The 22,174-nt window shown below is 41.0% G+C and carries 33 protein-coding genes and 1 tRNA gene; 1 reads left to right on the top strand and 33 read right to left on the bottom strand.

What is annotated here, in order from left to right; translation table 11 throughout:
- Nucleotide 1: 1 nt before the first annotated feature.
- The 5 genes from AAIR98_RS04650 to AAIR98_RS04630 form a co-directional block, all read right to left on the bottom strand.
- On the bottom strand, nucleotides 2-856 hold the full coding sequence (locus AAIR98_RS04650) for an FtsQ-type POTRA domain-containing protein (RefSeq protein WP_423971035.1): 855 nt from the start codon (nucleotides 854-856) through the stop codon (nucleotides 2-4).
- A complete protein-coding gene (locus AAIR98_RS04645; RefSeq protein ID WP_423971034.1) occupies nucleotides 853-2,037 on the bottom strand; it encodes a tetratricopeptide repeat protein in 1,185 nt (394 codons plus the stop codon). The genes AAIR98_RS04650 and AAIR98_RS04645 overlap by 4 nt, the downstream gene beginning before the upstream one ends.
- Entirely contained in the window at nucleotides 2,037-2,753 is a 717-nt protein-coding gene (locus AAIR98_RS04640) for a hypothetical protein (RefSeq protein WP_423971033.1), read from the bottom strand. The genes AAIR98_RS04645 and AAIR98_RS04640 overlap by 1 nt, the downstream gene beginning before the upstream one ends.
- On the bottom strand, nucleotides 2,746-2,895 hold the full coding sequence (locus AAIR98_RS04635) for a hypothetical protein (RefSeq protein ID WP_423971032.1): 150 nt from the start codon (nucleotides 2,893-2,895) through the stop codon (nucleotides 2,746-2,748). The genes AAIR98_RS04640 and AAIR98_RS04635 overlap by 8 nt, the downstream gene beginning before the upstream one ends.
- 379 nt (nucleotides 2,896-3,274) lie before the next feature.
- Nucleotides 3,275-3,742: a type IV pilin protein gene (locus tag AAIR98_RS04630; protein WP_423971031.1), complete on the bottom strand. Its 468-nt coding sequence runs from the start codon at nucleotides 3,740-3,742 to the stop codon at nucleotides 3,275-3,277.
- A 103-nt stretch (nucleotides 3,743-3,845) separates the two neighbouring features.
- Between AAIR98_RS04630 and AAIR98_RS04625 the strand changes: the two genes are divergently transcribed.
- A tRNA-Thr gene (locus AAIR98_RS04625) sits at nucleotides 3,846-3,918 on the top strand.
- Nucleotides 3,919-4,105: 187 nt separating this feature from the next.
- On the opposite strand, the gene AAIR98_RS04620 is transcribed toward AAIR98_RS04625, so the two are convergent.
- The 28 genes from AAIR98_RS04620 to AAIR98_RS04485 form a co-directional block, all read right to left on the bottom strand.
- Nucleotides 4,106-4,525: a hypothetical protein gene (locus AAIR98_RS04620; protein ID WP_423970286.1), complete on the bottom strand. Its 420-nt coding sequence runs from the start codon at nucleotides 4,523-4,525 to the stop codon at nucleotides 4,106-4,108.
- Nucleotides 4,526-4,531: 6 nt separating this feature from the next.
- The gene (locus tag AAIR98_RS04615; protein WP_423970285.1) at nucleotides 4,532-4,771 is read right to left on the bottom strand and encodes a hypothetical protein; all 240 of its coding nucleotides are present in this window, start codon (nucleotides 4,769-4,771) and stop codon (nucleotides 4,532-4,534) included.
- 6 nt (nucleotides 4,772-4,777) lie between these two features.
- Nucleotides 4,778-5,236, bottom strand: a complete 459-nt coding sequence (locus AAIR98_RS04610) for a D-Ala-D-Ala carboxypeptidase family metallohydrolase (protein ID WP_423970284.1) — start codon at nucleotides 5,234-5,236, stop codon at nucleotides 4,778-4,780.
- A 124-nt stretch (nucleotides 5,237-5,360) separates the two neighbouring features.
- Nucleotides 5,361-5,693 (bottom strand): hypothetical protein, encoded by a 333-nt coding sequence (locus AAIR98_RS04605; protein ID WP_423970283.1) that lies wholly within the window; start codon nucleotides 5,691-5,693, stop codon nucleotides 5,361-5,363.
- A gap of 11 nt (nucleotides 5,694-5,704) precedes the next feature.
- The gene (locus AAIR98_RS04600; protein ID WP_423970282.1) at nucleotides 5,705-5,995 is read right to left on the bottom strand and encodes a hypothetical protein; all 291 of its coding nucleotides are present in this window, start codon (nucleotides 5,993-5,995) and stop codon (nucleotides 5,705-5,707) included.
- Between the two features lie 12 nt (nucleotides 5,996-6,007).
- The gene (locus tag AAIR98_RS04595) at nucleotides 6,008-6,991 is read right to left on the bottom strand and encodes a hypothetical protein (RefSeq protein ID WP_423970281.1); all 984 of its coding nucleotides are present in this window, start codon (nucleotides 6,989-6,991) and stop codon (nucleotides 6,008-6,010) included.
- Between the two features lie 16 nt (nucleotides 6,992-7,007).
- Nucleotides 7,008-7,616, bottom strand: coding sequence for a baseplate wedge 1 family protein (locus AAIR98_RS04590; protein WP_423970280.1), 609 nt, complete (start codon nucleotides 7,614-7,616; stop codon nucleotides 7,008-7,010).
- Nucleotide 7,617: 1 nt separating this feature from the next.
- Nucleotides 7,618-8,790: a baseplate J/gp47 family protein gene (locus tag AAIR98_RS04585; protein ID WP_423970279.1), complete on the bottom strand. Its 1,173-nt coding sequence runs from the start codon at nucleotides 8,788-8,790 to the stop codon at nucleotides 7,618-7,620.
- Nucleotides 8,783-9,142 (bottom strand): contractile injection system sheath initiator, encoded by a 360-nt coding sequence (locus tag AAIR98_RS04580; protein WP_423970278.1) that lies wholly within the window; start codon nucleotides 9,140-9,142, stop codon nucleotides 8,783-8,785. Before AAIR98_RS04580 ends, AAIR98_RS04585 begins: the two co-directional genes overlap by 8 nt.
- Nucleotides 9,139-9,924 carry a Gp138 family membrane-puncturing spike protein gene (locus AAIR98_RS04575; RefSeq protein WP_423970277.1) on the bottom strand — a complete coding sequence of 262 codons (786 nt, stop codon included), beginning with the start codon at nucleotides 9,922-9,924 and terminating at the stop codon, nucleotides 9,139-9,141. The genes AAIR98_RS04580 and AAIR98_RS04575 overlap by 4 nt, the downstream gene beginning before the upstream one ends.
- A gap of 2 nt (nucleotides 9,925-9,926) precedes the next feature.
- The gene (locus tag AAIR98_RS04570) at nucleotides 9,927-10,868 is read right to left on the bottom strand and encodes a baseplate hub protein (protein WP_423970276.1); all 942 of its coding nucleotides are present in this window, start codon (nucleotides 10,866-10,868) and stop codon (nucleotides 9,927-9,929) included.
- On the bottom strand, nucleotides 10,855-11,202 hold the full coding sequence (locus tag AAIR98_RS04565; protein WP_423970275.1) for a phage baseplate plug family protein: 348 nt from the start codon (nucleotides 11,200-11,202) through the stop codon (nucleotides 10,855-10,857). Before AAIR98_RS04565 ends, AAIR98_RS04570 begins: the two co-directional genes overlap by 14 nt.
- 1 nt (nucleotide 11,203) lies before the next feature.
- Complete coding sequence (locus tag AAIR98_RS04560) at nucleotides 11,204-12,061, bottom strand: phage baseplate protein (protein ID WP_423970274.1); 858 nt, start codon at nucleotides 12,059-12,061, stop codon at nucleotides 11,204-11,206.
- Nucleotides 12,058-13,365, bottom strand: coding sequence for a hypothetical protein (locus AAIR98_RS04555; RefSeq protein WP_423970273.1), 1,308 nt, complete (start codon nucleotides 13,363-13,365; stop codon nucleotides 12,058-12,060). Before AAIR98_RS04555 ends, AAIR98_RS04560 begins: the two co-directional genes overlap by 4 nt.
- Nucleotides 13,366-13,528: 163 nt before the next feature.
- Complete coding sequence (locus tag AAIR98_RS04550) at nucleotides 13,529-13,972, bottom strand: phage tail assembly chaperone (RefSeq protein ID WP_423970272.1); 444 nt, start codon at nucleotides 13,970-13,972, stop codon at nucleotides 13,529-13,531.
- An 11-nt stretch (nucleotides 13,973-13,983) separates the two neighbouring features.
- Entirely contained in the window at nucleotides 13,984-14,439 is a 456-nt protein-coding gene (locus AAIR98_RS04545; RefSeq protein ID WP_423970271.1) for a hypothetical protein, read from the bottom strand.
- Between the two features lie 11 nt (nucleotides 14,440-14,450).
- The gene (locus AAIR98_RS04540; RefSeq protein ID WP_423970270.1) at nucleotides 14,451-15,584 is read right to left on the bottom strand and encodes a DUF3383 family protein; all 1,134 of its coding nucleotides are present in this window, start codon (nucleotides 15,582-15,584) and stop codon (nucleotides 14,451-14,453) included.
- A complete protein-coding gene (locus AAIR98_RS04535) occupies nucleotides 15,585-16,106 on the bottom strand; it encodes a hypothetical protein (RefSeq protein ID WP_423971030.1) in 522 nt (173 codons plus the stop codon).
- Nucleotides 16,099-16,485 (bottom strand): hypothetical protein, encoded by a 387-nt coding sequence (locus AAIR98_RS04530; protein WP_423971029.1) that lies wholly within the window; start codon nucleotides 16,483-16,485, stop codon nucleotides 16,099-16,101. Before AAIR98_RS04530 ends, AAIR98_RS04535 begins: the two co-directional genes overlap by 8 nt.
- Before the next feature lie 11 nt (nucleotides 16,486-16,496).
- Nucleotides 16,497-17,075 carry a hypothetical protein gene (locus AAIR98_RS04525; RefSeq protein ID WP_423971028.1) on the bottom strand — a complete coding sequence of 193 codons (579 nt, stop codon included), beginning with the start codon at nucleotides 17,073-17,075 and terminating at the stop codon, nucleotides 16,497-16,499.
- A gap of 10 nt (nucleotides 17,076-17,085) precedes the next feature.
- Complete coding sequence (locus AAIR98_RS04520) at nucleotides 17,086-17,535, bottom strand: DUF4054 domain-containing protein (RefSeq protein WP_423970263.1); 450 nt, start codon at nucleotides 17,533-17,535, stop codon at nucleotides 17,086-17,088.
- Nucleotides 17,536-17,561: 26 nt separating this feature from the next.
- Nucleotides 17,562-17,888 (bottom strand): hypothetical protein, encoded by a 327-nt coding sequence (locus AAIR98_RS04515; protein ID WP_423971027.1) that lies wholly within the window; start codon nucleotides 17,886-17,888, stop codon nucleotides 17,562-17,564.
- 19 nt (nucleotides 17,889-17,907) lie between these two features.
- Nucleotides 17,908-18,939, bottom strand: coding sequence for a major capsid family protein (locus AAIR98_RS04510; RefSeq protein ID WP_423971026.1), 1,032 nt, complete (start codon nucleotides 18,937-18,939; stop codon nucleotides 17,908-17,910).
- Nucleotides 18,940-18,966: 27 nt separating this feature from the next.
- Nucleotides 18,967-19,419: a hypothetical protein gene (locus AAIR98_RS04505; RefSeq protein ID WP_423971025.1), complete on the bottom strand. Its 453-nt coding sequence runs from the start codon at nucleotides 19,417-19,419 to the stop codon at nucleotides 18,967-18,969.
- A gap of 20 nt (nucleotides 19,420-19,439) precedes the next feature.
- Complete coding sequence (locus tag AAIR98_RS04500; protein WP_423971024.1) at nucleotides 19,440-20,486, bottom strand: hypothetical protein; 1,047 nt, start codon at nucleotides 20,484-20,486, stop codon at nucleotides 19,440-19,442.
- A 1-nt stretch (nucleotide 20,487) separates the two neighbouring features.
- Entirely contained in the window at nucleotides 20,488-20,907 is a 420-nt protein-coding gene (locus AAIR98_RS04495; RefSeq protein WP_423971023.1) for a hypothetical protein, read from the bottom strand.
- Nucleotides 20,904-21,086: a hypothetical protein gene (locus tag AAIR98_RS04490; RefSeq protein WP_423971022.1), complete on the bottom strand. Its 183-nt coding sequence runs from the start codon at nucleotides 21,084-21,086 to the stop codon at nucleotides 20,904-20,906. The genes AAIR98_RS04495 and AAIR98_RS04490 overlap by 4 nt, the downstream gene beginning before the upstream one ends.
- 12 nt (nucleotides 21,087-21,098) lie before the next feature.
- A complete protein-coding gene (locus tag AAIR98_RS04485) occupies nucleotides 21,099-22,163 on the bottom strand; it encodes a hypothetical protein (protein ID WP_423971021.1) in 1,065 nt (354 codons plus the stop codon).
- Nucleotides 22,164-22,174 lie beyond the last annotated feature (11 nt).

The following is a 22,174-nucleotide window of genomic DNA, read 5'->3' as shown; positions in this document are numbered from 1 at the left end:
CCTAGTTAACTTCTAACGGCTTAAGATAGACTTTGCCATTAGAAAAATATTCAAAATTGATTTCATAGGGCGCTTTTACGCGCGCTTTGCTATATTCTAGTATTTTAGAAGACGTTTTGGCTTTTTTTGCCAAGTCTGTAGGTGCGCCAAAGTCAATTACGCTGTTGTCCGCCAGCAAAAGCTTGGCGTTTGTGCCGTTTTCGTCCAATACCAATGTCGTAAAATCAATACTTTTTTTAAGAGCATTTACAGCATTAACTAATTGTACAAATTCTTTACTTACTTTTTGCACGGGCGCGGCGCCCTCACCCGCCGCCGTAATAAGCACAGTGGGGTAAGAGGATAAATTTTCCTCGCCGTACACAGGGTAAATAACCCCCTCTGAGTCCAACACGTAACGCACCGATGACGACGGACCTAAAAGTATGGCGTTAATACTGCGCGGCGCGGCCGATACCCTCAGCTTGCCTGAAAACAAGCCCCTTTTTACTCTTACGTTTTTAAGTTCCGGAAATTTTAGGGCTAAGCGTTTTTGCAGTGCTTTAGCGTCCTCTGTGCTGACGCGCTGGCCTGTTTGTATATTAATGGCGGCTAAAATATCTTTTTGTTTGGTGTTGTCCACGCCGGTTATTTGCGCTGTTTTATATGTCCAGCCGGAATAACCCTCTACCTGGAAAGCGGCTATCTTGGCCTTGGCACGCGGCACAGCCTTGTAAATAAAATAACAGAAAGACAGGGCGACAGCCACAAATACCGTAAGTATAATAACGGGCCTTACAATATTTGGCTTATTGGTGCGCCTGCGTTTGCCAACGGGGCGGCGCGGTTTGCTGTAGTAAACTAAATTATTTTTCATCTGTATATAAGCGCGCGGAACTCCGCCGTGGTATTAATATTTTTAAACATCCAGCCTTTTTTGCTATCGTCGTACAGGGCCTCTGTGTCTTTAAAGTTGCGCCTTAGGGCCTGGTCTAAATTGTTAAGAGTATTCTTTTTATCTTTTTTATGCAGCCAGTAGTAGCCCGCCAAGTTCACATACGGGAACTGCTGGGTTGGGTCTAACTTAATAGCGGTTTCAAAATCTTCTTTGGCCTGTGTCCACTTTTTAAGTTTGAGGTTAACATAGCCGCGATTATTGTAGCCTATTGCCCACTTGGGGTTAAGCTCTATGGTTTTAGAGTAATCTTCCTCAGCCGCTTTAAGGTTGCCCATTTCCTCATACACCAGGCCGCGGCGGTTGTAATACAGCGGGTCCGGGTTAAGCTCTATAAGTTTGGTGTAGTCTTTAATCGCATACTCATAGTCGTTAATTTCTTTAAAAGCCGAGGCACGCAAACGGTACGCCGGCTGATAGGAAACGTCGCGGTTAACGGCCTTGCTAAAGTAAGATATGGCAACGTCGTGGTTCCCCTGGTTAAACAGTATTCTGCCTTTGTAAAAATAGCCCTCGGGGCGGTTAGGTTCAAGCTCTAAAAATTTGTCCAATTGTGCGTTGGCTTTGTCGTATTTATAAATGCCTATGTATGACACGCCAAGTTTAAGGTAGTAGTCATTATCTTTCTTTTTTCTTACGCCAAACTTTTCATAGTCTTTAACGGCAAGGTCAAACTTATCCTGCTTATAGTAAAGGTCCGCGCGTTTAAGATAAAAATCTAAAAAGTTTGATTTTAGTGAAATTGCTTTGGTAAGGTCCTCAATGGCCGAGGAATACTTTTTTTGCTCTGTATAAGCTATGGCGCGGCTGTAATATTTAAAGGCGTCTTTATCATCGTATTTAATGGCGGAGGAATAATCTTTTACCGCGCTTTGCAGGCGGCCAAGGTCTTTGTTAGCGTCGCCCCTGTAATGGTATGCCGCCGCGTATTTGGGGTTAAGCTCTATGGCTTTGTTGTAGAGTTTGACGGCTTTGTTAAGGTCGGTTTCTTTGCGGGCCTGGGTAAAGGCGCTCTGCGCCTGTTTAGCCTTAGACGTTCTTTGTCCGAAAGCAACAGGCGTTACGCATAATACCAGCAAAATAACTATTAACCTTTTTATCATCATAAAATTATTAACAGGAGTATTTGTACCCCTAAGAATATTAAACCAAATAAATAGCCAAGCGCAAGCACAAATTTTGCCACTAGTTTAAGATTAAAAAACACAGCGCCCACCAGCGCCGCCTTGCCCGCGAATATAAGGCCCAAAGAAACTTCCGCACCTGTTGCCTGTTTTACTTTACCAAACAGCACTATTCTCACGGCGTAAATAATAAAAGAAAGTATGAAAATAGAAATAGCCTTAGCGGCGGAGCTGGACTTGTTGTCCTTATAGGTTTGCACAACTTCTTTTATGCTGGCGTTTAAAATTATTTTGGCTTGTGTTTTGGGCAGCCCGTCATCCATAGAACTTACGTGGCGTTCTACCGTCGCTTTAAGCCTGTCAACAAAATCTGTTATCACCCCTTCCAACACGCCCGCTATGGCGACCAAGGTGCTAAGCCCCGCCATTAAAATACCGTACACAAAAGAAAACGGCAGATAAAAAACGCACAAAACCGCAAGCATGCAAAGCTTAAACCCGGCGGCAATTTCCAGCGGAGTAATGCCAAATTTATATACAAACATTACCCCTATAAAAAATACGCCCATAGACCCAAATATATACGGCAACACTACCGTTACCAAATGCTTGGCAAAGGTTTGTATTATCTTGTAAAACAGGTTAACTTGCGGCGCGGCCGCCTCAGTTACCGGGGTGGTGTTAAGCTTATCCATGGTTGCAGTGCCCCCCGCAAACGTGTTTGTGCGGGCATTGGCCGCCGTCGGTTTTTGCGGTTTTAGGAATATCTGCCGATACCTTTACCACTTTGCCTGTTTTTGGGTCAAATTTATATGTGCCTGTAGACGAATCTTTCATAGTCAGATTATAGCTTTTTTGGGGAGATAGAAAAAGGCCGCCCAACCGGACGGCCGTATTAATTAGGGAGATTTTGAAAGCAGTTGTTTTAGCAAAGCTAAAATATTCAAAATCCTTTTTGCAAAGCAAAAAGGCCGCCCAACCGGACGGCCGTATTAATTAGGGAGATTTTGAAAGCAGTTGTTTTAGCAAAGCTAAAATATTCAAAATCCTTTTTGCAAAGCAAAAAGGTCGCCCAACCGGACGGCCGTATTAATTAGGGTGATTTTGAAAAGCAGTTGTTTTAGCAAAGCTAAAATATTCAAAATCTTTTTTGTGAAACAAAAAAAACTCCTCTGTGTTTGATAGCAAGGGAGTTTTATTAAAAAACAAATTCTGGTTAAAACTCGTCATCTACATAAGTATAATCTGTAGCGCTTTTGCATACCGCGCGGCCGGCGTCAGTATTAAAAGTTGCGCAGTTTTTTATATCGCCGCTATACATATACGCTGTTCCATAAAGAACATCGTTGCCTCGTCTTCTAAGTGTATCCATTTGACATCCGTCAGAAGTGCAAGAACCGTTATATGTAAAATTTTTTGTTGTGTATTCTCCGCCGTCGGTGTCCCATGTTCCGCCGGTAAGGTCAATATCCAACACGTCTCTAAGCAAAACTCTTGATGACGGGTTACCGTTTGCCAGCAAATATCTTTGCATAGCGTCATAAACAGTTTTGTTTGTAAGAAACATTTCTGCCGAGCGGGATTTTTCAACCGCTTTAGTATACTGTGGTAAGGCGATTGCGGCCAGTATACCTATGATTAACACTACAACCAACAACTCTATTAATGTAAAACCCTTTTTCATAATTGTCTCCTTTTTTAAATAACGTTATAATCATAACATTTTTTACGCGCCTCTTTCAATAAACGGCGAAAATTGCTAAAATAGATTAAAGTAATTTTACTTTGCCGAGATAGCTCAGCTGGTAGAGCAACCGCTTCGTAAGCGGTAGGTCGTGGGTTCGACTCCCATTCTCGGCTACTTTACTATACAAGCCCTTTTTCGTTATAAAAAGGGCTTTTTTATTAATTCTAAGACGGTATTAAAAGTCTATTAAAACTTTTTAGAACTGCTAAGTATTAACAAACCCAAAGCAAAAGGCTACATAAAAGCTACATTCATTTTGACCTAAAATCTTCTTTTATTTCTTGTCTTTTTTATCTTAAATTATATCAATAGCAACTTCTTTAGCAAAACCATACCTAATGCAATGCACCCGGCCAAAGCTAAATAAAATCTAATCTTGGTCCAAGCTATCTGTGCTTTTAGGCTCGCTACCTCTTTCCCGTGAGACTCCTCTAAGTCTTTCAATGTATTCTCCAAGCCAGTTATTGTTGTGTTGTAATCGGTCAAGGTCTGAGATACTTTCTCCTGCGATTTGTTCAACTCCGCCTGAGTAGCTTTCAACTGTGCTTGCAAAGTTTGCGAGTTTTCCGTTAAGGTATTCATTTTCACTTTCAAGCCGCTGATTATAGAGTCTGAGTCTGTTAATATCTGTTTGTACTGAGGCGGCTGTTCTGACTGTTGGGCAGCAACCGCCGCTGATAAGCATAGCACAAACAATAAAAAGTTTAATAATTTTTTCATTCATTTTTATTCCTTTTTAGAAGTTTTGAGTTCACCAAAAACAGACACGCCAAAGCAACCGCCAGCTATAATTAAAAACAGTTCTATTATACTGTAAACATCTTTATTGCTGGAAGAAAAAATATAGGCAAAGGCCAATGCTATGGCGGAAACACTAAGCAGCCAGCCTAAGTGTAAACGGCTTGACGGTGCGCCCGTGCTGTCTGATAAAAGTCTTTTAATATAATTTTTTGCTGTTTGTAGCATATTTATTTACCTCTTGACTTGTGTATATTTACCGTCTAAGTATATTAACACCATGTTTTGACGTTCTTTAGACCTGTTGCCCGGCATGGATATGTGTACCCATTCTTTTATACCCGCACGTTCTAATATGAGTTGGCCAAATTGTAAGTTGCTGCCCCTGATAAGGTCAAAAGCTTCTGCAACACTCATATTTTTAGGAATAAAATCAATGGCTTCCCATAAAAAATGCTGGCTTGTTGGGCTGCCGTTTATAGCTTTGTTTAGTTCTGGGCAGCGGCCCCCGGAAGTTACTATCATAGGTACGCCTAGAATAGACCTTACCTGCTCAGCGAAGTGCGCCAGAGAGACAACTTTGTCCATATTTTCAAAGCCATACTGTCTGTTTTTTTCTAAATAATCAGTATTTGCCGTTGTGGTTAACTCATAAAAAGAGAAGTGTTTAGTAATTTGCTTGTTTTCAATCATTGTTTCCTCCATTCTGCACAGGCTAAAAGAAAGGCGTTTGTGTCCGGGTACTTGTTTTTACACTCTTCTAAGCTGCCGCAGTTGCCACAAAGTCTTATTTTTTTACCATTCTTATGTTTGGTTTTCATCTGGGCTTGTCCTCCAAGATTTTAAGAACCCGGCCCATATTTTGGTTTATAAGCGCAATATCTTTAGCGGTTTCAAACTCTAGTTTGACTATTCTTTCTTTATTTTCAGTTGCTAAAATTTGTGTTTTTTGGGCCATTAGCACTGTATGGTTATGGTCAAAGTATGTCCTAAAACTAAAAAGTAGTATGGCGCCTAAAATACCTAAAAGCGTAAAAGAAGATATAACAGTTGAAAGAGTTGGCTTATTTTGCATTTTTCTTTCCAAACGTCTTATATACTTATCCTTTACATATAAAGCATGGTCTTTTTCATTGCATGAGTGGCACATAAGTTATTCCTTTATAATTGACTTCTTAAAAGTTGTATTTCTGCTTCGATAGCTTCAAGTTGAGCAATATCTTCTTCCAGCCCTAAAGCTGCGCCACGCAGCATTCTAGGTGTTTGCTTTAATTCTAAAGCTTGTATTTGTTCTAAAATTGTAGGTTTTGGTACTACATATTTTTCACAGTAATAATATTCTGGGTTATCATCTTTTATTATGTAGCCTTTTTCATTACACCACATGGCAAACTTAGCGTATTGTTTTTGAGTTTCTTCAGTTATTGGTTTTTTTATTTGAGTATTTTTCATATAAATATCCTTTTAATAGCCTGCTGCATAATAAGTTACGTGCTGGTTCAATCCGTCCGTTGAGCCTATTCTTGTAAAGCCTGTTGTGCTTTTGGTGCCTGCGCCATAAAAACCACTCATATAATTTATTGTGGCTTGGCTACCTACAGTACTTCCACCCACATTGTTTGCCGCTACGGTGTATAGTGTATCGCTAAAAGTTACGGGCCAGGTTACAGCTGTTGTTCCTGCGCCTACAGCAACACCACATTCTTTAAACCCGCTGTTCCATATCCTATACCAGTAATTTGTTGTTGTGCTGTAGGAGGTAACATAATCTTTAGCTAAACCACCCGAACCAGCAGTAAGGAATTCTGCCCTTACCCCCACAGTTCTTTTTCCAACGCTGCCGTCTGGTCCGATGTAAAGACCCGTGGTCAAGCCGTCTACTAAAAAATCTAAGAAGCCGTTTCCGCCCTCTTGCAAGCGGATGCTTTTATTGGCTTGCATAAAAAAAGTTATTTTACTCGCCAGGACAGCCGGAAATGTAAGAGTGCCCATCATGCCATCACCAGCTTTTTTTAAAAAGATATCTGCAAAGGTATCAGCCAAGCCGCCCCATGAAGTTGTATCTGAAGCGGGGTTATTACCTAAATTTTCATTAATCTTGGAATAGTACAAAGCGGGCAGACCTGTTGTCTGATTGGAGATAGAAACCATTGAACCCATATAATAGGTTGTATTTGCGTCATATTCTGCTATACCTTGTTGGAATAAATATGACAACTGGTAAAAAGCCAAGTAAAAAAGAGCGTTCATATCTTCCATAGTCGGGTTTTTATCACCAACAATGGCCTCAAGCCAGCCGTTTAAAAAAGCATCCAGGCTTTGAATTTCATCAGGGTTATTGCTGAAAGCGGGATTTTGGGCTGCCAGGGAGCCGAATACTGCAATATTGTCTATAGGGTTAGCGGCCCCGGCAAATTGTTTTTGATTTTTTCTGTCTATTTTGGGCATAATTTTTTTATCTCCTTTATCCTATCTGAACTGAATAGCTTACCCCCATAGGGACGGGCAGCATATCATAGGCTAAAATTACGGGTAAAACGTCAATTAAGTCTTCTGAAACTGTGTATGTGTATGTCATATTTCTGTTGTCTGTTAATTTGATTGAGTCACCAAAAACGTTGTATAGCTGTGTTTTTATTTCTGAGGTTATTGCGCTGCCGTTATTTATTATTGATTTGAGTTTTAGCATTACTCTAAGGTCGCTGTCGCCAAGCGGGTAATCTTGTGAATCAAAGTCGCTATACTTCATCCACGCTTGCCTGATTAGGCCCTGTTGGTAGGTGTTAAACCCGTTAATTGCGGTTATGTTGGGGCCGACGTTAAATTTAAAGAAGTTTTTTACTACAAGCGTGGAAATAAACCTGCTAAAACCTATATATTTGCCCAAAACGTCAAGTTGCTTACCCTCTGCGGTATCTACGGTGTAAGCGTCTCTTATTTTAATAGGAAGCATATCCGCCAGTATTTGCCTGGCAAACGCTTTTATGGTATTTATTGCCTTTGGTTTATTGCGGTATTGGATTATTAAAAGGTTGGCGTAATATTCCAACAAATTTTCTATTGTATCAGTCATATTAACTTACCACCGTAATATTGATATTATCAGCGGAAACTACAAATTTATGCTGTTTTGTAAGGGTTGCCGCTGTTAGGCCAAAAGTAGTGTTGTCATTAGAAACAGTTGAATTTACTGCAATATTAGGCATGATATCTAGCGTCAAACAGTTTATAGTGCCAGCGTCAGCCGTTTGGGCAACTTTATAGCTTAATCTTGAAACAAGCTGTGATTTAATATAGTCCTGCGGCACAGCTTGGCCGTCTATGCCTTTAATGTTTAGGTTTATATAAAGCGGCTGTGTTATAGGACGGTCAAAACTGTAGGTGTCATAACTGCTGTCAGTTTGTAAAACAGGGATAGAAACAGACCCTTTCATAGGGTTGCCGCCGCCCATTTTAGCATCCATAATATCTGCAATGGCTTCATCTGTGCCGCCGTCAACAATAGCCCAGATGCCATGTGCGGGTATGCCGTCAGCGTCTTCAGAAGTGCCCCTGTTATTGTAAACCTGTGCGCTGGCAACGTCCTCTAGGGCATTTAAAGCAGACCTGAGGTTATCTAAAAAGCCTTTGCCGCCTAAAGAAACGGCAATACTTCTTCTTGCTCTAAGTTGAGAATCTGTTTCCTCATTAGTACCAGTTGTAACGGCTGGGCCTGTGTTATTTAAAGAAAGAACGCCTAATACTATAGTTACTGCGGTAGTTATAGTGTTGGGCAGAACTTCTACTTGGCCTATTTCTTTAGCCCTGAAACTTTGAATAGATGTTCCGGCATCTAAAGAAACTGTGCTTTCTAAAATAAACTGATTGCCCTCATTGTCGCTGATAGTAAAAGCTTCCTCTTCGCTTGACGTATTTAGCCCTGTCAAATTTAAAGACCTGTCACAAACTATTGCTATATTGACATGGGTATAAGTACCGACTCTTCTTTGTATGCCGTTTATGGCGCAGCGTTGGTCTAATATTCTGCCGACAGCTAAATCAGGGTCAAAAGATGTGCACACTTCTTGAATTAACTCAAGGTTGTCCTCTGCCGCTTGGGCAAAAATGTTAACTACCTGCCCATCTGGTGAGTTAGAGTCTAAATTAATATCCTGCCCGTAAATTTCACGCAAATCAGCAGAAATTTCATCTTTAATTTCTGATAAGGTTTTAATTTGCAGTCCGTTAGCGTCTAAAGTGTTAGGCATATTTAATAATCTCCGTTGTGTCTGTATCAATGTCGCCGTTTACGGTTTTAATGGAATAGGTGACGGATAAAGTTCTATCCTGTGAAAACGTACTATCAAAAGACTCTATGCTAGATACCCCGTAACTGTCCGCAATAACAGACCTTATTTGAAATAAAAGTGTTTCTTTCTTTTTACTGCCTAAAAGATTCCACCAGTCAACGCCAGCGTCTAGGTCAAAAAAACAGTCATTACGGAATGACAACAGCCTGGTTTTGATATTAAGCATGATTGCCTCTGTACTTCTGGTGTAGCTGTTTCTGCCTTTACCAAAAACCCAGTCGCCGTTAGCGTCTAAACTTCTGTGAATCATACTACCCCTCCTGTATTGCCGGGGCCGCTTTGTACACCGCTATGCTGATGTTCAGGCCCTATTGCTTTACCCTGTACCGTAAATATTGTCTGCACAGCTAATGCCAGTGCGTTTACCATACCGTTTAAATTGATAATGGCAGAGTTGATATCTGTTTGTGGTGCTTCCACTGTGGCTATTTGGGACGTGGTAGCTTTTATGCCTGTAGCGTCCATAACAATAGTTGACCCTGCGCCGTTATCAAAGGTAACGGTAGCACCGTCCAGCGTAGCAGTGGCCGTACCGTTTGTTATATAGGCTAATGAGTCTTTTAACTGAATGGTTGTGTCGCCATATTTAAGTTCTGTGCCGTCGGTCAAATAGTCTAAGATAGCGTTTTGTTTGTTTCTAAAACCTACAACCCCCAAAGCATCAGCAATGCTGTGCTTGCGGGTTGAGTTTGGCGGCATTGTTTGGCCGGAAACAAACCAGTTGTCTATATCCCTGTCATTAAAAAGAATCAGGCAAGGGTCGCCTTTTTCTATAGGGAAAGTAAGCCTGCCTTTGCCGCCGGAAAGTACTAATACCGGGCAATCCACTAGCAGCGGGTATTCCCTAAGTTCGCCATTTAATACCCTTTTCATTTTTATTTCTATTTCCGCAGTGGGGCCGTCCGGGTTAAAAGAAGCAATTTCGCCCACTTGATGGCAGTTTAGGTCATGAAAAATCTCTTCCTTTAAGAGTTGCAGTACCATTCTTAAGGTAGGGTTTGTTGCGTATTCTATAGATTTGGGTAATGGCATAATTATTTCCTTACAACTAACTGTTTTGTGCCATAATAAAGACTGACGTTTGTTGTGCAGTTGCCGCTTACTACGGGTGATATTGTGCCGCTGTGTGTAAAGGCGATTACTTTATAAAGCCCGTTAAAATGTTTTTCTGTTTCACTCACAAGTTCAACTATTTGGCCTATTAAAACACGGGGTTCAAAGATTATTCTGAAAGTTAAAAGAGTTTCTTCTCTCTGAGGTGAACCTAAAAGGCCTGATTCACTTGAAATTACCTGCACGTTACCCACAAAACACTCTTCTTCTTTAAGGCAGTAGGCTTTTTCATTATCAATAAAGAAATTACCCTCGGTCATAGTTTGTAAAAGGTCTGTAGTGGGGCCTGAAAAAGCGTTACCACGAAGTGTTTTGTTGTTAAAATCACCTACAATACCTTTATTTACGCCCGGCAAAGTTTTAATAAGACTGTCTAATACTTGGTTTGTTGGCGTGCCAGCATTAAAAGACTGCGCCGTATAACCGTTTAAAAAAGCAAAACCGCCGTCATAGGCCTCTATCCTGGTTTCATATTCAGTGCCTACTCTTTCGTTATAGGCTTGTTTGATATTGCCTTTAAATATTAAGGGCAGCGTTTTAACATCTTCCCCATAGCCGGCCCGGAGTTCTATACCTTTGTATTGCAGGGTGGTGTGCTTGTCTTTATAAATCTTTCTGCGGGTATCCTCGCTTAAATTTAACAGCGTTATTCTGGCGGTATTAGCGGTAGCGGCGGCGTTCCTTTCAATGCTAAAAGACATGGTAAAGGGTAAGCTTATTTCAATTTGTTCCCTGCCGGGCGCAGTAAGCAGTTTTGAAAGAAGTTCAGTTTCGCCCGCTGCGGTAGCGGCGGCAATTTCTTCTTCTTGCGCTTTACTGAGGACCTGTATCGTCAGGTGGTAGTTTCTGTTAAGCTTTCGCATCTGCTAATAACCCCGCTATAGTGTTTACTTCTTCTTGCGTTAATATTGAAAGTGTGGCACGACCTACTAAAAAATCTTCTACAGACAGCGGTTCTTGGTTACCGTCACACTCACACATAAGACCAAAAGGTATTAAGCTATGCCACTGCCAAAGAAAATTTAAAGAAGTTGCTACCCTGATGCCACGTAAAACAAAGTCATTGTAAGTGATGTCTATATACCAGCCTAATTGCGTGGGCCTGTATATAAGTTCTAAAACAACATCATCACCTGTTTCTATAGTGATAGTGTGTTTTTGAGAGGCTTCATTAGATATGTCTTCAATAATTTGCATATTAACTGCCTCCCATCCATTTATCTAAAACATCAGCAGTACCTCTAGAGCCTTGAAAAAGAGTACTTTGTTTATATTTTTTAACACCCTTATCTACTTGTTTCTGGGATTGCACTTTAGCCCTACCTTGTATTTTTAAGGAAGTGTTTGTAATAGCTTCTGCCCAACGAATTTTTTTAAAGGTAATTTCAAAAGAAGAAATCATTTTAGTATCCTCATCTTGTTTAGCCCGGAGGTTTAAAATTGCCATTTGTGTAAATACGCCCCAGGGGGTATGAATAGTAAAAAGCTGCCTAGATTGCCAAGAAGTATAAAAGAATAGAAAAGCGTCCCTCTGGCTGGTTATAGCGGCATCCCCTTGTATACTTCTGCCTGCTAACAGCTTTTGAAAAGAATCCCATGTATTATTAACAGACTCATTGGCTTTTTGATATACACGGTATTGACGTTCTGTTTCATTATAAATAGCCTGCGCCTGGGTAGTAAGTTGCGGCAGAAAAGGTGTTAAGGTTTGCAGCTTTTCAACTTCTTGAGAGATAAACTCAAGGCCTGGGGGCGGCGTATTTTTTAACTCCGCTACGTAACCTGTTAGAGTGATAGTTTCTGGCTTTAGGGCAATATGGTCTTGCATTGCGCTGTTATTTTCAACGTAATGGTCTGTAATATCACTGTTAAGGTCAATAAATTCTTCACCTTTGATGTCAAATAAAAAGCCATTAACGCCATCTGATAAACCTGAGTCAGTTTCAGGCTGGACTAAGTATTTATCAAGGAAAGTAGAAGCAAAATCAGTAAACTCAACAAGGTTGCTGATTTTATTGGCAAGCGGGTTATTAAGTATTCTGGCTAAATCAATCATCTGCCACCCCCGCCGCCAGCACCGTAAGTTAGGGCTGGGCTTTGTCCGATGGCATTACTTACCTCATCACCTATAATTCTGCCTGTTTCTCTGGGACTGTCTCCACCTTGAGTGTAGACATTTACACTATTATTAGTTGTGTTATTGTTTGATGTAGAAGTATTGTTACTGCTGGGCATACTGGGTATGGCAGATTCAGAGGGCGTTTTGAATGTATCTACAAAGCCTTTAATGCCGCCTTTAACATCTGAAAAGCTAAACATACCGGGTAGTTTGAAATTGGCAAGTTTGTCCGATAACCCAATATCATCAGATAATTCTTTTATAAGCTTCCAACCCTCTATAGCTTTTTCTATAATTGACCAAATGCCAGCTAAAACAGCTTTAACCTGTATAAACGCTTCTTTAAGAGTATCCGACGCATTTACCCACTCAACTATTTTGCCTGTAACGCTGTCACCGCCCTCAAAATAGACAAAAATGTCTTCAATAATTAACAATACTGCCGCCAGCGCAGCATACCACGGTGCAAATACAACCGCCAGCACTGCGCCTAAAGCAATGACAGCTATTTTTAGGTTTTCATTAGCTTGTATAAGGCTGTACAGATACCTGCTAAACTCAGACAGAGCTGTAACCACCCTAAGTACTACTTGCAATACTTTGGTTTGGAATATTGAACTGAGCGCCATTGCCTGAGCTGAAAGCTGTTTAATGGTAAACCAAAACTTTTTCCACTCAGCGTTAAGCTTTACTAAGTCTTCCCTCTGTTTTCTGGTAAGTACATATCTCTGGTTAAGTTTTTCAAACTCATCACCTGATTTTGACAACATATAAAACAGGTTGTCTGAAATGCCCAGTTCTGAGGTAATGGTCTTGGCTACTTCCGGCGGGAGTTCTTTTATTTTACTTCTAAGCTGGTTAAGCATCTCAACAGGGTCTTCATTAGGGTCTATGCCCAGCAGTACAAATGCGCCGGGCATACCTTTGCCTAATAAAACATCTGTTTTAATTTTTTGCAGGTTTTGAATGGTGCCGCTAACCTCTTCCATAGATACGTTAGCCTGGGCGGCCTCATAAGAAAGGGCTTGCAGTTCCTCAGCGGACTTGCCTGTAATAGCTTCATACTTATCAAGATTTACAGCTAACTCTCTGGCGGCTTCTGTCATTTCATGAAAAGCATAGACAACGGCAACAAGCGCAGCTTTAGCGGCCATAGAAGAACTTACCAGGCCTTTCATTGTCATGATAGCCGGACCGCCCCCTTTTATGCCTATTTCCGCAAACAAATCTGCTATTTTCATTACTTGCCTCTGTTTAAGTTGTAATATGCCTTTTCGTAATCACTTATAAATCTTTCGTAATTAAGTGCTTGTAAAACCTCTCTGGAAGTCATTTTGCGGACTTCGGAAAGAGGGCCGTAACCCGCTTTGACCAGCTTGAGTAAAGCTACAAGGCTGTCATGCGCTATTTTGACTGTGGGGAGCGTTCTTTCATTCTCGCCATTGCCACCTGGAATACTGGTTGTAATTTTGTAAAAAGATTGCTCATAAAAGGGGCTAGGTTAAACCTAGACACCTCCCAGCAGACAGGTAAATAGTCCGCCCTCATTTTTACATCATCAAAGAATGACCAGTCTTGTATCTTTTTGCCGTTATAAGAACATCTTTTGAGGCATAGCAAGATACTGTCTTTTACATCTTTGCTGGTAATGCACTCTAAAAAAGCGTTTTTTAAAGCGTTGATATGGTCTTCAATGTTCTCAAGGTCTTTATTAGCGTCAATCTTTACGCTTTTTAGACACTCCGCCACTGAGGTAAAAAGCTTATTGCCCTCTTCAAAAGGGGCCAGCGTCATATCTATTTCAGCGTTGCTGGGCAAGGTTACTTTTTGGTTATTTGAAAGTTCCATTATAAGCCCCCTTAACCTAATGTCCTGTCACTGTTTGCAAATCTTATTGTGTAGATTGATACTGACTGCTCAGTATCGCCCTCAGCGGAAGATTTAGCGTCAACTTTTCTTAAGAAAGTGCCGCCGGAAGTTAGGTAAGTGTCCGAGGTAATATTACCTGCGCCGTCACCCACGTTTTTAACAAACTCACCCGTGATAAGCACAAACCTTGCAAAGTCTTGTGACATATTGTTAAGCCTGTTTAAAAGGTATTTATCATCTGCGCTGCCACGCAGCACTCTTATAACCAAGTCTGCCTGATGGCCAGTTTCATTAAGCGCATAGATAGAGTTTCTGTTTTTACCTGTTTTTACCGCTGTAAGTTCATTGACATAGGTAAGGGTGGCCGCGTCGCTGTCAGCTAAATCAGCCAAAATCCTGTCATCAATTTTTATGGTATCGCTACCTGTTAAGCTAACTGAATACATTTTGTTTCTCCTTATGCGTTAACGTATATCATGACGTTAGATTTATGCAGTGCGCCCGCCTGTTTAATAGCAATTTGCACTAAAGGGGCGATACGCTGCTCTCTGTCAGTCTGTGCCTGTAAGTTAACAGGGTCAGAATATATGTAATATCCTGTCTCTTCAATATTTCTAAGCATGGCCTCAACATCGCCAAACCTGTCAGGGCTGTTCCATGCGCCGGGCGCAATATACTGGTTTCTTACCGCCCGCTGGCAAACAAGCCTGTAATTGCCTTTTAACAATGTCATGCCCTCTTCAGTCTGCGGCACTTTTGTTGATGTTGTGGCTAAAGTGTTAAAGCCAGCCACTTCAATAGCGTTGATAAACCAGCAAATGTTGTAGACTTCGTCAAAAAATTCATTTGCGCCAGAGGTAAACACCTTGGCAACGCCAGCTATATTTACATAACAGTCAACCCCTGCCGCCTGGCATTGGTTAAGCTGTGTTTGCGTCATTTGCGGGTCAGGCAATATGGTAAGCAAGTCTTTGAGGTGCATTGTCTGTGTAGTGTTAGAACCGCTGAAGTTTGTTGATAAGGCCCGGCCCGCATATGCCGCCGCCATCCTCTTAGCGTCTGTCGTGTTGTCGGACAGGTAAGAAAGACAACGGGTGTGAGTGTTGCTTGCCTGTCTAATAAGGTCAAAAGTTCCCTCCGGCGCAAAATACGCAGGATCATTAGAGACGGCAAATAAAACTTTGTTTATTGATTGCACATAGTTAGAAGCTTCTGTAAGTTCTTCAGCCTCTATATCTTTAGTTGTAATAATGCCAAAGAACTGAACTAAACTTGACGCTCTTATAATGGCGTTAACAAGGGTTTCTGATTCTTCTAATAAAAGAACTACTAAATAGCCGTTGCCATTAAGAAAGTTAGGTGTTTGGGAAAATGCGGCGACACCCATTTTGTAAGTGTCACTGTCTGTGCCAAAATCAACAGCCATTTCTCTGGGGTTTAAATAAATTTTATAGCCTGCTGTGCCAAAAGAATCTGCGTGCGTTTCATCTGTAAATATACCAACGGTGTCAACATTGTCTTCACTTATACCTTTAGGAGAAGCGGAAAGACTGACGTTGACCACGTTTGTTTTGTCTAATTGGTTGGACATTTAAGCCTCCGTTTGTGGGTCTGTATAGACCACTGCTTTTTGAAATTTATCGTAGTAGTCTACGAGTTTGCTTTTTTCTTTTTTAAAAGTGATGTTAAAACTTAAGTTAAATCTGTATGGGATTCTGGTTTCTTCTACGTCGCTTATGTCTATTAAGTCTGAGGGCAAGCGGCCTATTGAAAAAGAGTATTTTTCTTGCATTTGCTGGGCGTATGTACTTTCAAGTGCCATGATAATTTCATGCCGTCTTACTCTAGCGTCGTCATTTCTGCTTAAAATATCTATCATTACCCGGGAGAGAAGATTAATGCTTTGGTGTTCCATAAGGCCCTCGGCAACACTCTCATACTTTCTTTTACTGCCGATTGGTGTTTCAGATATAATTCTTACCACTACAAAGGGTCCCAAGGTGTTGGGGATATCTCTTTTTTGGTCGTAAATCCAAATTTGCTGGTCTGTCAGTGCCATCTCGGCCTGAATAATGTCACAAACAAGCTTAATTATTTCTCTATCCTCAGCCATTTGTTGTAGTCTCCGCTATGTGATATTCCAGATAGCCGTATTCCGCCCAGTTAAGTTTTTGCATAACCCTGTAAGGCACATTGTTAAATATGACAATGTCATCAGGTTTTAGGGTAACCTCAGGTGAACAGTGCATTGTTTCCCACCTCCAGGCACGCTGCCCCTCTGGCTTTATTAATAACTGCTGCGCTGTAAATGGCTGTCTTACGCCTTGTGTTTCTATAGTGATAGTGTCTTCTTTTGTTTGATAATCAACCTGAGTTTTTGTTACAAGTTCAAAGGTCATAGGCTGGAACCAACTGAGAATAACCTCTCCCATTTGCGGGAGGTTAGAAAAAGAACTGCCTATAAGCTTGTCTTTACCGTTGGTTATTGCCATATATTTGCCTGTTATGTATGTTTATTAACTTCACTTGTAACAGCTTCTCTTAACTGTGCTGAATCAATAAGCGGGCTGTCACTGCCTTTTATAGCTATTGTTATGGGTGAGTTTGGTGCCCATACACCCCAGCCTCTTGTTTCAAAAGCACTTTGTATTGTTTCTTCAGCCACGAAACCTACTCTTTTCATGAAAGAAACAATGTTGCCTGTTTCTAAGGCCCTCTCAAATGCTTTTTGCGTGGTGCTTTTTCTGCCCCGCAATCTATCTTTAAAATGTTTAGAGGTTAAGGGATAGATAATAAAACTTCTTCTGGGCTTTCTGTTTTTGCCTGATATTACACCAAATTCATTTTCATAGCCTATTTCAGAGTTGGTTTTTAAAGAACTGGCCTTTAATTTTTTTACTCTTATGTTGCCTTTGTTTTTGCCGCTTTTTACTTCGTTATGTTCGACTGCACGTCTGCCGTTTTTCTCACCCAATATGCCCACTTTAACCTTAGGTACGCCTTTTGTTAATATGGAAACCAGATTTTGCAGCTTGCCTATTTCAAGTTTTACCTTTCTATTAGCGTCGGCCAGGTTTGCCATAATTTAACTCCTACGGCGACGTTGCGCCTTTCACAATGCCAAAATTACCTACTGTCTGGCTGACAATTAAGCTAAGGTATTTAATACCGTAAACTGTTTGCCCCAGCATTGAATAAATAGGATTATCAAGAATCCACTGCGGTATCTGATAACCTGCGCTTACTGAGCCTACAGACTTACTTGTCATATAACCTTGAAACCTGCCCGCCAGGCCGCTGGTACTGTTTGAAATATCAACTACAAGATAGTGCGCGGCGAGATATAAAAACGCTCTTTTAATATCATCTGGGCAGGAAAATAAAGACTCATTAAAATTCATTTGGGCTTCACCAAACGCTTTTTGGATATCTTTATTCCTGATTTGCGTCATGTCTGACTCATCGGAGGCATAAGGAAAATCCCTATCAAAGTAATCTTTGAACTCTTCAACCGTTACTGGTATTGGTGTAGGACAAGTCATTTCTTATGCCTCCTTTGGTATATTTATTAAGCGACGTTCTTTTTTGCTTTAGGCCCGGGTTTAGCTTTTGCTTTAGGCTTTTCTTCGCCCTCTTCGATGACAACTTCATCTACTACTGTAGCGTCAGCCGGGATATCCTTTTTTTCTACTTCTTCAACTTTCACGATATCCGCCTCTTTAACTTTCACTACTTTTTTTTCAGTGTCAGCTATGATGGTAAGTTCCGGGTACATCTTAATCAGCTTCTGGGCCGTTTCTTCATCTATCCTCATTTCTGTTCTGGGGCGTATTACTGCGCCCTTGATGATAAAGGAACGTTGACCTTTATTGCTTAAAATTACTGTTGTAGCCATATGTTTTGTATCTCCTTGTTTAGTTGGCGAAGTCAAAGTAAAGGACTTCTTTAGGCCTGTAGGCTTTTACTGTGGAGAACTGGCCATAGGCGGCGTTTTCCCAGTTAAAACCGTTTATGCTGTTGGCAAGGGTTGAGGTATAGTCAACAGGAATGTTGAAAGCAAGCGTGTCAGGATTTTTGTTAAGCATTACGTATCTGTTTAAACCTAAAGAGTTTCTGTTCTGGTCGCAGTATACAAGCGGTTTAATATTTACTTTTACTAAACCTAAGTCGCTCATAACTTTTCTCAGGTATTCAATCTTAGAAGTAAGAGGGAACTCTGCACTTAAAGATGCGCCTAAGCCCATATAGTCGCTTTCAGGAATGTAGAAGTCCGTAGGCATTGTGGTGTATTCACAGTTTTCTCTATATTTGCCGATGATTGTAGCCACAAAGGTGTTGTATTCGGCAGGGGTCATTTGAGAAATAGGCTTGGTGATAGTTGTAAGGTCAGAGTTGACGTTATCAAGGTTAAGTAAACCTCTTCTGTTGGTGTCATTTTCAGACCCTAAGAAAGAATGTTTTTGTATACCTAAATCCCAGTTTTTCTTTCTTGATTTTTCTTTTTCTGTAATTAAATCCCAGTTGCCTGTTTTGGCCGCTGTCTGAACTTCATACAAGTTCCAGCTAAGACCTTTGGCCCACGGGAATAATTTGACAGGCACGCCCTCAACCGCAGCATCAGCCTGGGCAAGCTTGCTGTTAGCTGTACCTTGGTGAATTACGCCCTCTTCAAAATCACCGCCAGTGTTGTAGGATAAGTATTTTAAGAGGTCTGTAGAGAAAGAACCCTCACCAACAATAACAGGCATATAGTCAGCCGGAGCAACCTCATAAAACTTTTGCTCTGAGATAGATTTTATGACTGTTGTCAGCGTGGTTATAGGTATTTCAATACCTAAAGCGTTAAGCATTTCTGCGTTTTGGTATTCAAGGGCACGGGCGACTCTTTCTTCTTTAGCGTTGAGCCTTACCTGCTCCCCTTTACTGTTTAAAATTTGATATTCCATTGTGTTTATCTCCTTATGATGTTTCAATTAGAAAGCAGATTTGATTTTGACTCTTATCAAATCACCTACGGCGGAAGCGGTGTCTACCGCAATACCGACCATGTTGGCATCAGCAGCGGCAACGCCTACATAACCGTTGTCCGGGTTATACTGTACTTTTGACTTGGCGGGGGTAGCTGCGCCCGCAATCATATACATAAAGCCGCCCGTAAACAGCATTTCGCATCTGTCATTACCCGTAAACTCATTTTTAACAGGGTTAAACATGATAAAGCCGTCGGCAACGTCATCTACTGCGGTTGTAGGTATAACTTTAGGCAGGCCTTTTGAAGTAGCGACAATCTTTACAGCGTCGCCGCTTTTAAGCGTGGCTGTAACGCTAGCGTCAATCATTACAGATATGGCGGGGTTTGCGCCGTTTAAAAGGGCTACCTGGCCCCTCTCTGCGGTTTGTGAAAATTGGTTAATGCTCTGTGTCATATATTATTTTCTCCTTAAATTTATTTCTCAGAACCGTATCTTTCCTGGCCACGGGCCAACTTACGGTCTACAGTGTCAATGACTATGCCGTCTTTCTTGGCGTTATGCTTTTCAGCGGCGTTTAAAAGAGCGTCAAAGTGGGAAAGCTTAGAGTTCTTTTTGTCTTTTTTCTCGTCTTCCTCTTTTTCTTCTTCTTTGTCAGTGTTTTTCTTATCTTTTTTGACTACAACTTCCTCTTCTTCAACTTCTTCTTCGTTTTCCATGGAAGCTTCGTAGCAGTCGATAAGTTCTTTAACGGTTATTTCTTCGCCGTTAACTTTGATTTTTTTAGACAAGACTTCTTCTTCGTTTTTCTTATCTTCTTTTTCTTTCTCTTCTTCTTTTTTTGTCTCTTCAACTGCGTTGATAATCTCTTTTATACTCATGGTCTTGCCGTCTTTAAGCTCAACCATAGCTTCAGAGAGTTCTTCGCTGTTGGTTACTTCCTTTCTTGTGAACAGCTTGAATGGATTTGCCATACTCTTTTTCTCCTTTGCGTCATCTTTTGAGTTTTGCAGCTGGTTGAGCTGCGCTCTTTTGGCTTCTTTATAAGCCTTAAAATCTTCTGGTGTCATTATTTCCGCCTCTTCATAGCGGGGGTTAGCTACTAAAGCCAGGTGGGTGTAATAGCCGTCTGTTATTTCCCGGTTATATTTAATGTTGTGCCACTCGCCGCCTACGCCAAATGACTCAGGTATATAAGCGTTAGATACAGCAAAACCTTTGTCTACAGCCTCATGCCCTTTATCGCTTACAACAATGAACTTGGCCCAATGGCAGCCGTCTTCCGGTAGAAAGAAGCTTTCAGCTACATAACCGTCAGCGTCCTGCTGTAAGGTTTCAAGTTGTACTTTTTGGTGGTCAACATATACAGGTTTGCCCGCAAAAGTGGCGTCCATTTTTTTAAGCGTGTCATTGGTTATTAAGATAGTTTCATCTTCATAGCCGCACACACCTGCCGCAATATGTTTGCAGTAGTATACTTTGGGTTCCTGTTTGGCGTTATTGAATAGTTTTCTTGTTGTCATGTTATTTTGCTTCTCTGATTAAAATTCTTACATCGCCCTCTGAAAAAGAGGCATAAGAAAATTTCTTTTTAAGGGCCTGGGTTATTTGAGTAATATCGGAGGTTTCTGTTAAGAGAGACTTAAGGAAGCTTTTTATATCGTTATATCCGTCATTCTTCTTTTCTTTTTTGTTTTCAATAATCTGTTCGTAATAGTTTTTTGAGTTTTCTTTTACTTTCTTAAGTTCTCCTAAGCCATGACTTAAAGGAACGCCACTATTCCCATCCCATTTAACCCTTACGGCAGAGTCACTTATGATTTCAACCACAGTACCTATGGCTGAAGTCCCTCTAGGTCTTGTTGACTTTACCCTATCTCCGACTTTGAACATTGCATTTCTTTTTTCTTGTTTCTTATTGATAATTTCTTCGTAGTAATTCATTTCTTTCTCCTCTTTTGCGGCTTGGGCATAGGCATAGAGACCTCTACTGAAGTAAGCACTGTCCAGAGGGCGGCGGATAAAAATTTAATCATGCTTAAAACGCTGGGTCTGTAGATAATTGTTAGTTGTTTTTTCTTTTTGTTTCTGACTTCTTTTATCTCGTCTTTGATAATATTCATTGATTCTTTCTCCTAGGGCACCATCGGTATGCCTACACATCTGCACAGCCAATCTTGGCCCGGGTGAACTTTTGGCATGGCTTTTGTTCTTTTAAGCCATTTGCCCGCTTCTGCGTCTTCCATACTTTTGGCGTATACTGTGGGGTCGTCCCAGTTGCAAAATAGACCTTGCATTATCCAGTGGTTAGAGGTTTTGCCCGGGTGGTCTTTTATATAGTCATAGTTCTTGCCCGCTGGGTTGCCTCTTACTCTCACGTCCATTGACGTGCTCCACCTGTAAATATTTAACCCGGCCTCACAGTAGCGGCTTTGCCTGAATGTGGACATTAGAAGCGATGTTTCCTGTCTGGCTAAAAACTTTGCTTTGTTTTGTGATAGACCATAGTCATTTTGCAAAGCACTAACCAGACTTTCACTTCTATAGCCTTTAAATGTATTGTCAATTACTACCTGGCGCAGCCTTTCTATAGACTCTTCAGTCCATTTGTTTATATAGAGGTTCATATTCTTTGAATATTCTGAAGAAATTGCCTCTATGTTCTTTTGCGTCAGTTCCGGCGTTACTGTTATTGCGCTAACACTTTCCTGAAAAGTCCTTTCGTTATTGACAATCATTTTTCCAAACAGGCCATTAAACGCAAATAAATCTTCTTCTTTTACCGTTTCAACAAGTTCTTTTAATTCATCTAGGAACTGGTTTATTCTAAACCCGGTCTTTTTTATCTTGTCTTCCCTAAGGCCTATGGCAACTGTTACAGAATAGGGCAGGTCACCATACCTAAGAAAAAAACCTCTTCTGTTATTGCTCCACTTTGCACCAAGGGCTTTTAACTCCCTGGATATTGCACTGTTAAAAGAACCTTTAAACCAACCGTCAGCATACTGCACACTGCCGCTTTCTATTGCCTGTACAAGCCCCGCCTTTGCGTTTTTTAAGACTTTTACATCAACGCCTAAACCATCTTTGACAATCTTTATTATTGGTGCGTATATGACCTCTAGAAAGATTGCTTCAAGGGTGTCTTTAAGAGGTTCATAATTCTGCGGCTTGTTTCTTAAAGGTGTAAGCTGTTTCATTTCGCCCCTTG

Origin of the sequence: Elusimicrobium simillimum (genome assembly GCF_049639735.1) — a bacterium.
In the GTDB taxonomy this organism is placed as follows: Bacteria; Elusimicrobiota; Elusimicrobia; order Elusimicrobiales; family Elusimicrobiaceae; genus Elusimicrobium; species Elusimicrobium simillimum.
The sequence above is the reverse complement of the archived record's forward strand: the minus strand, read 5'-3'. Positions and strand labels throughout refer to the sequence as shown.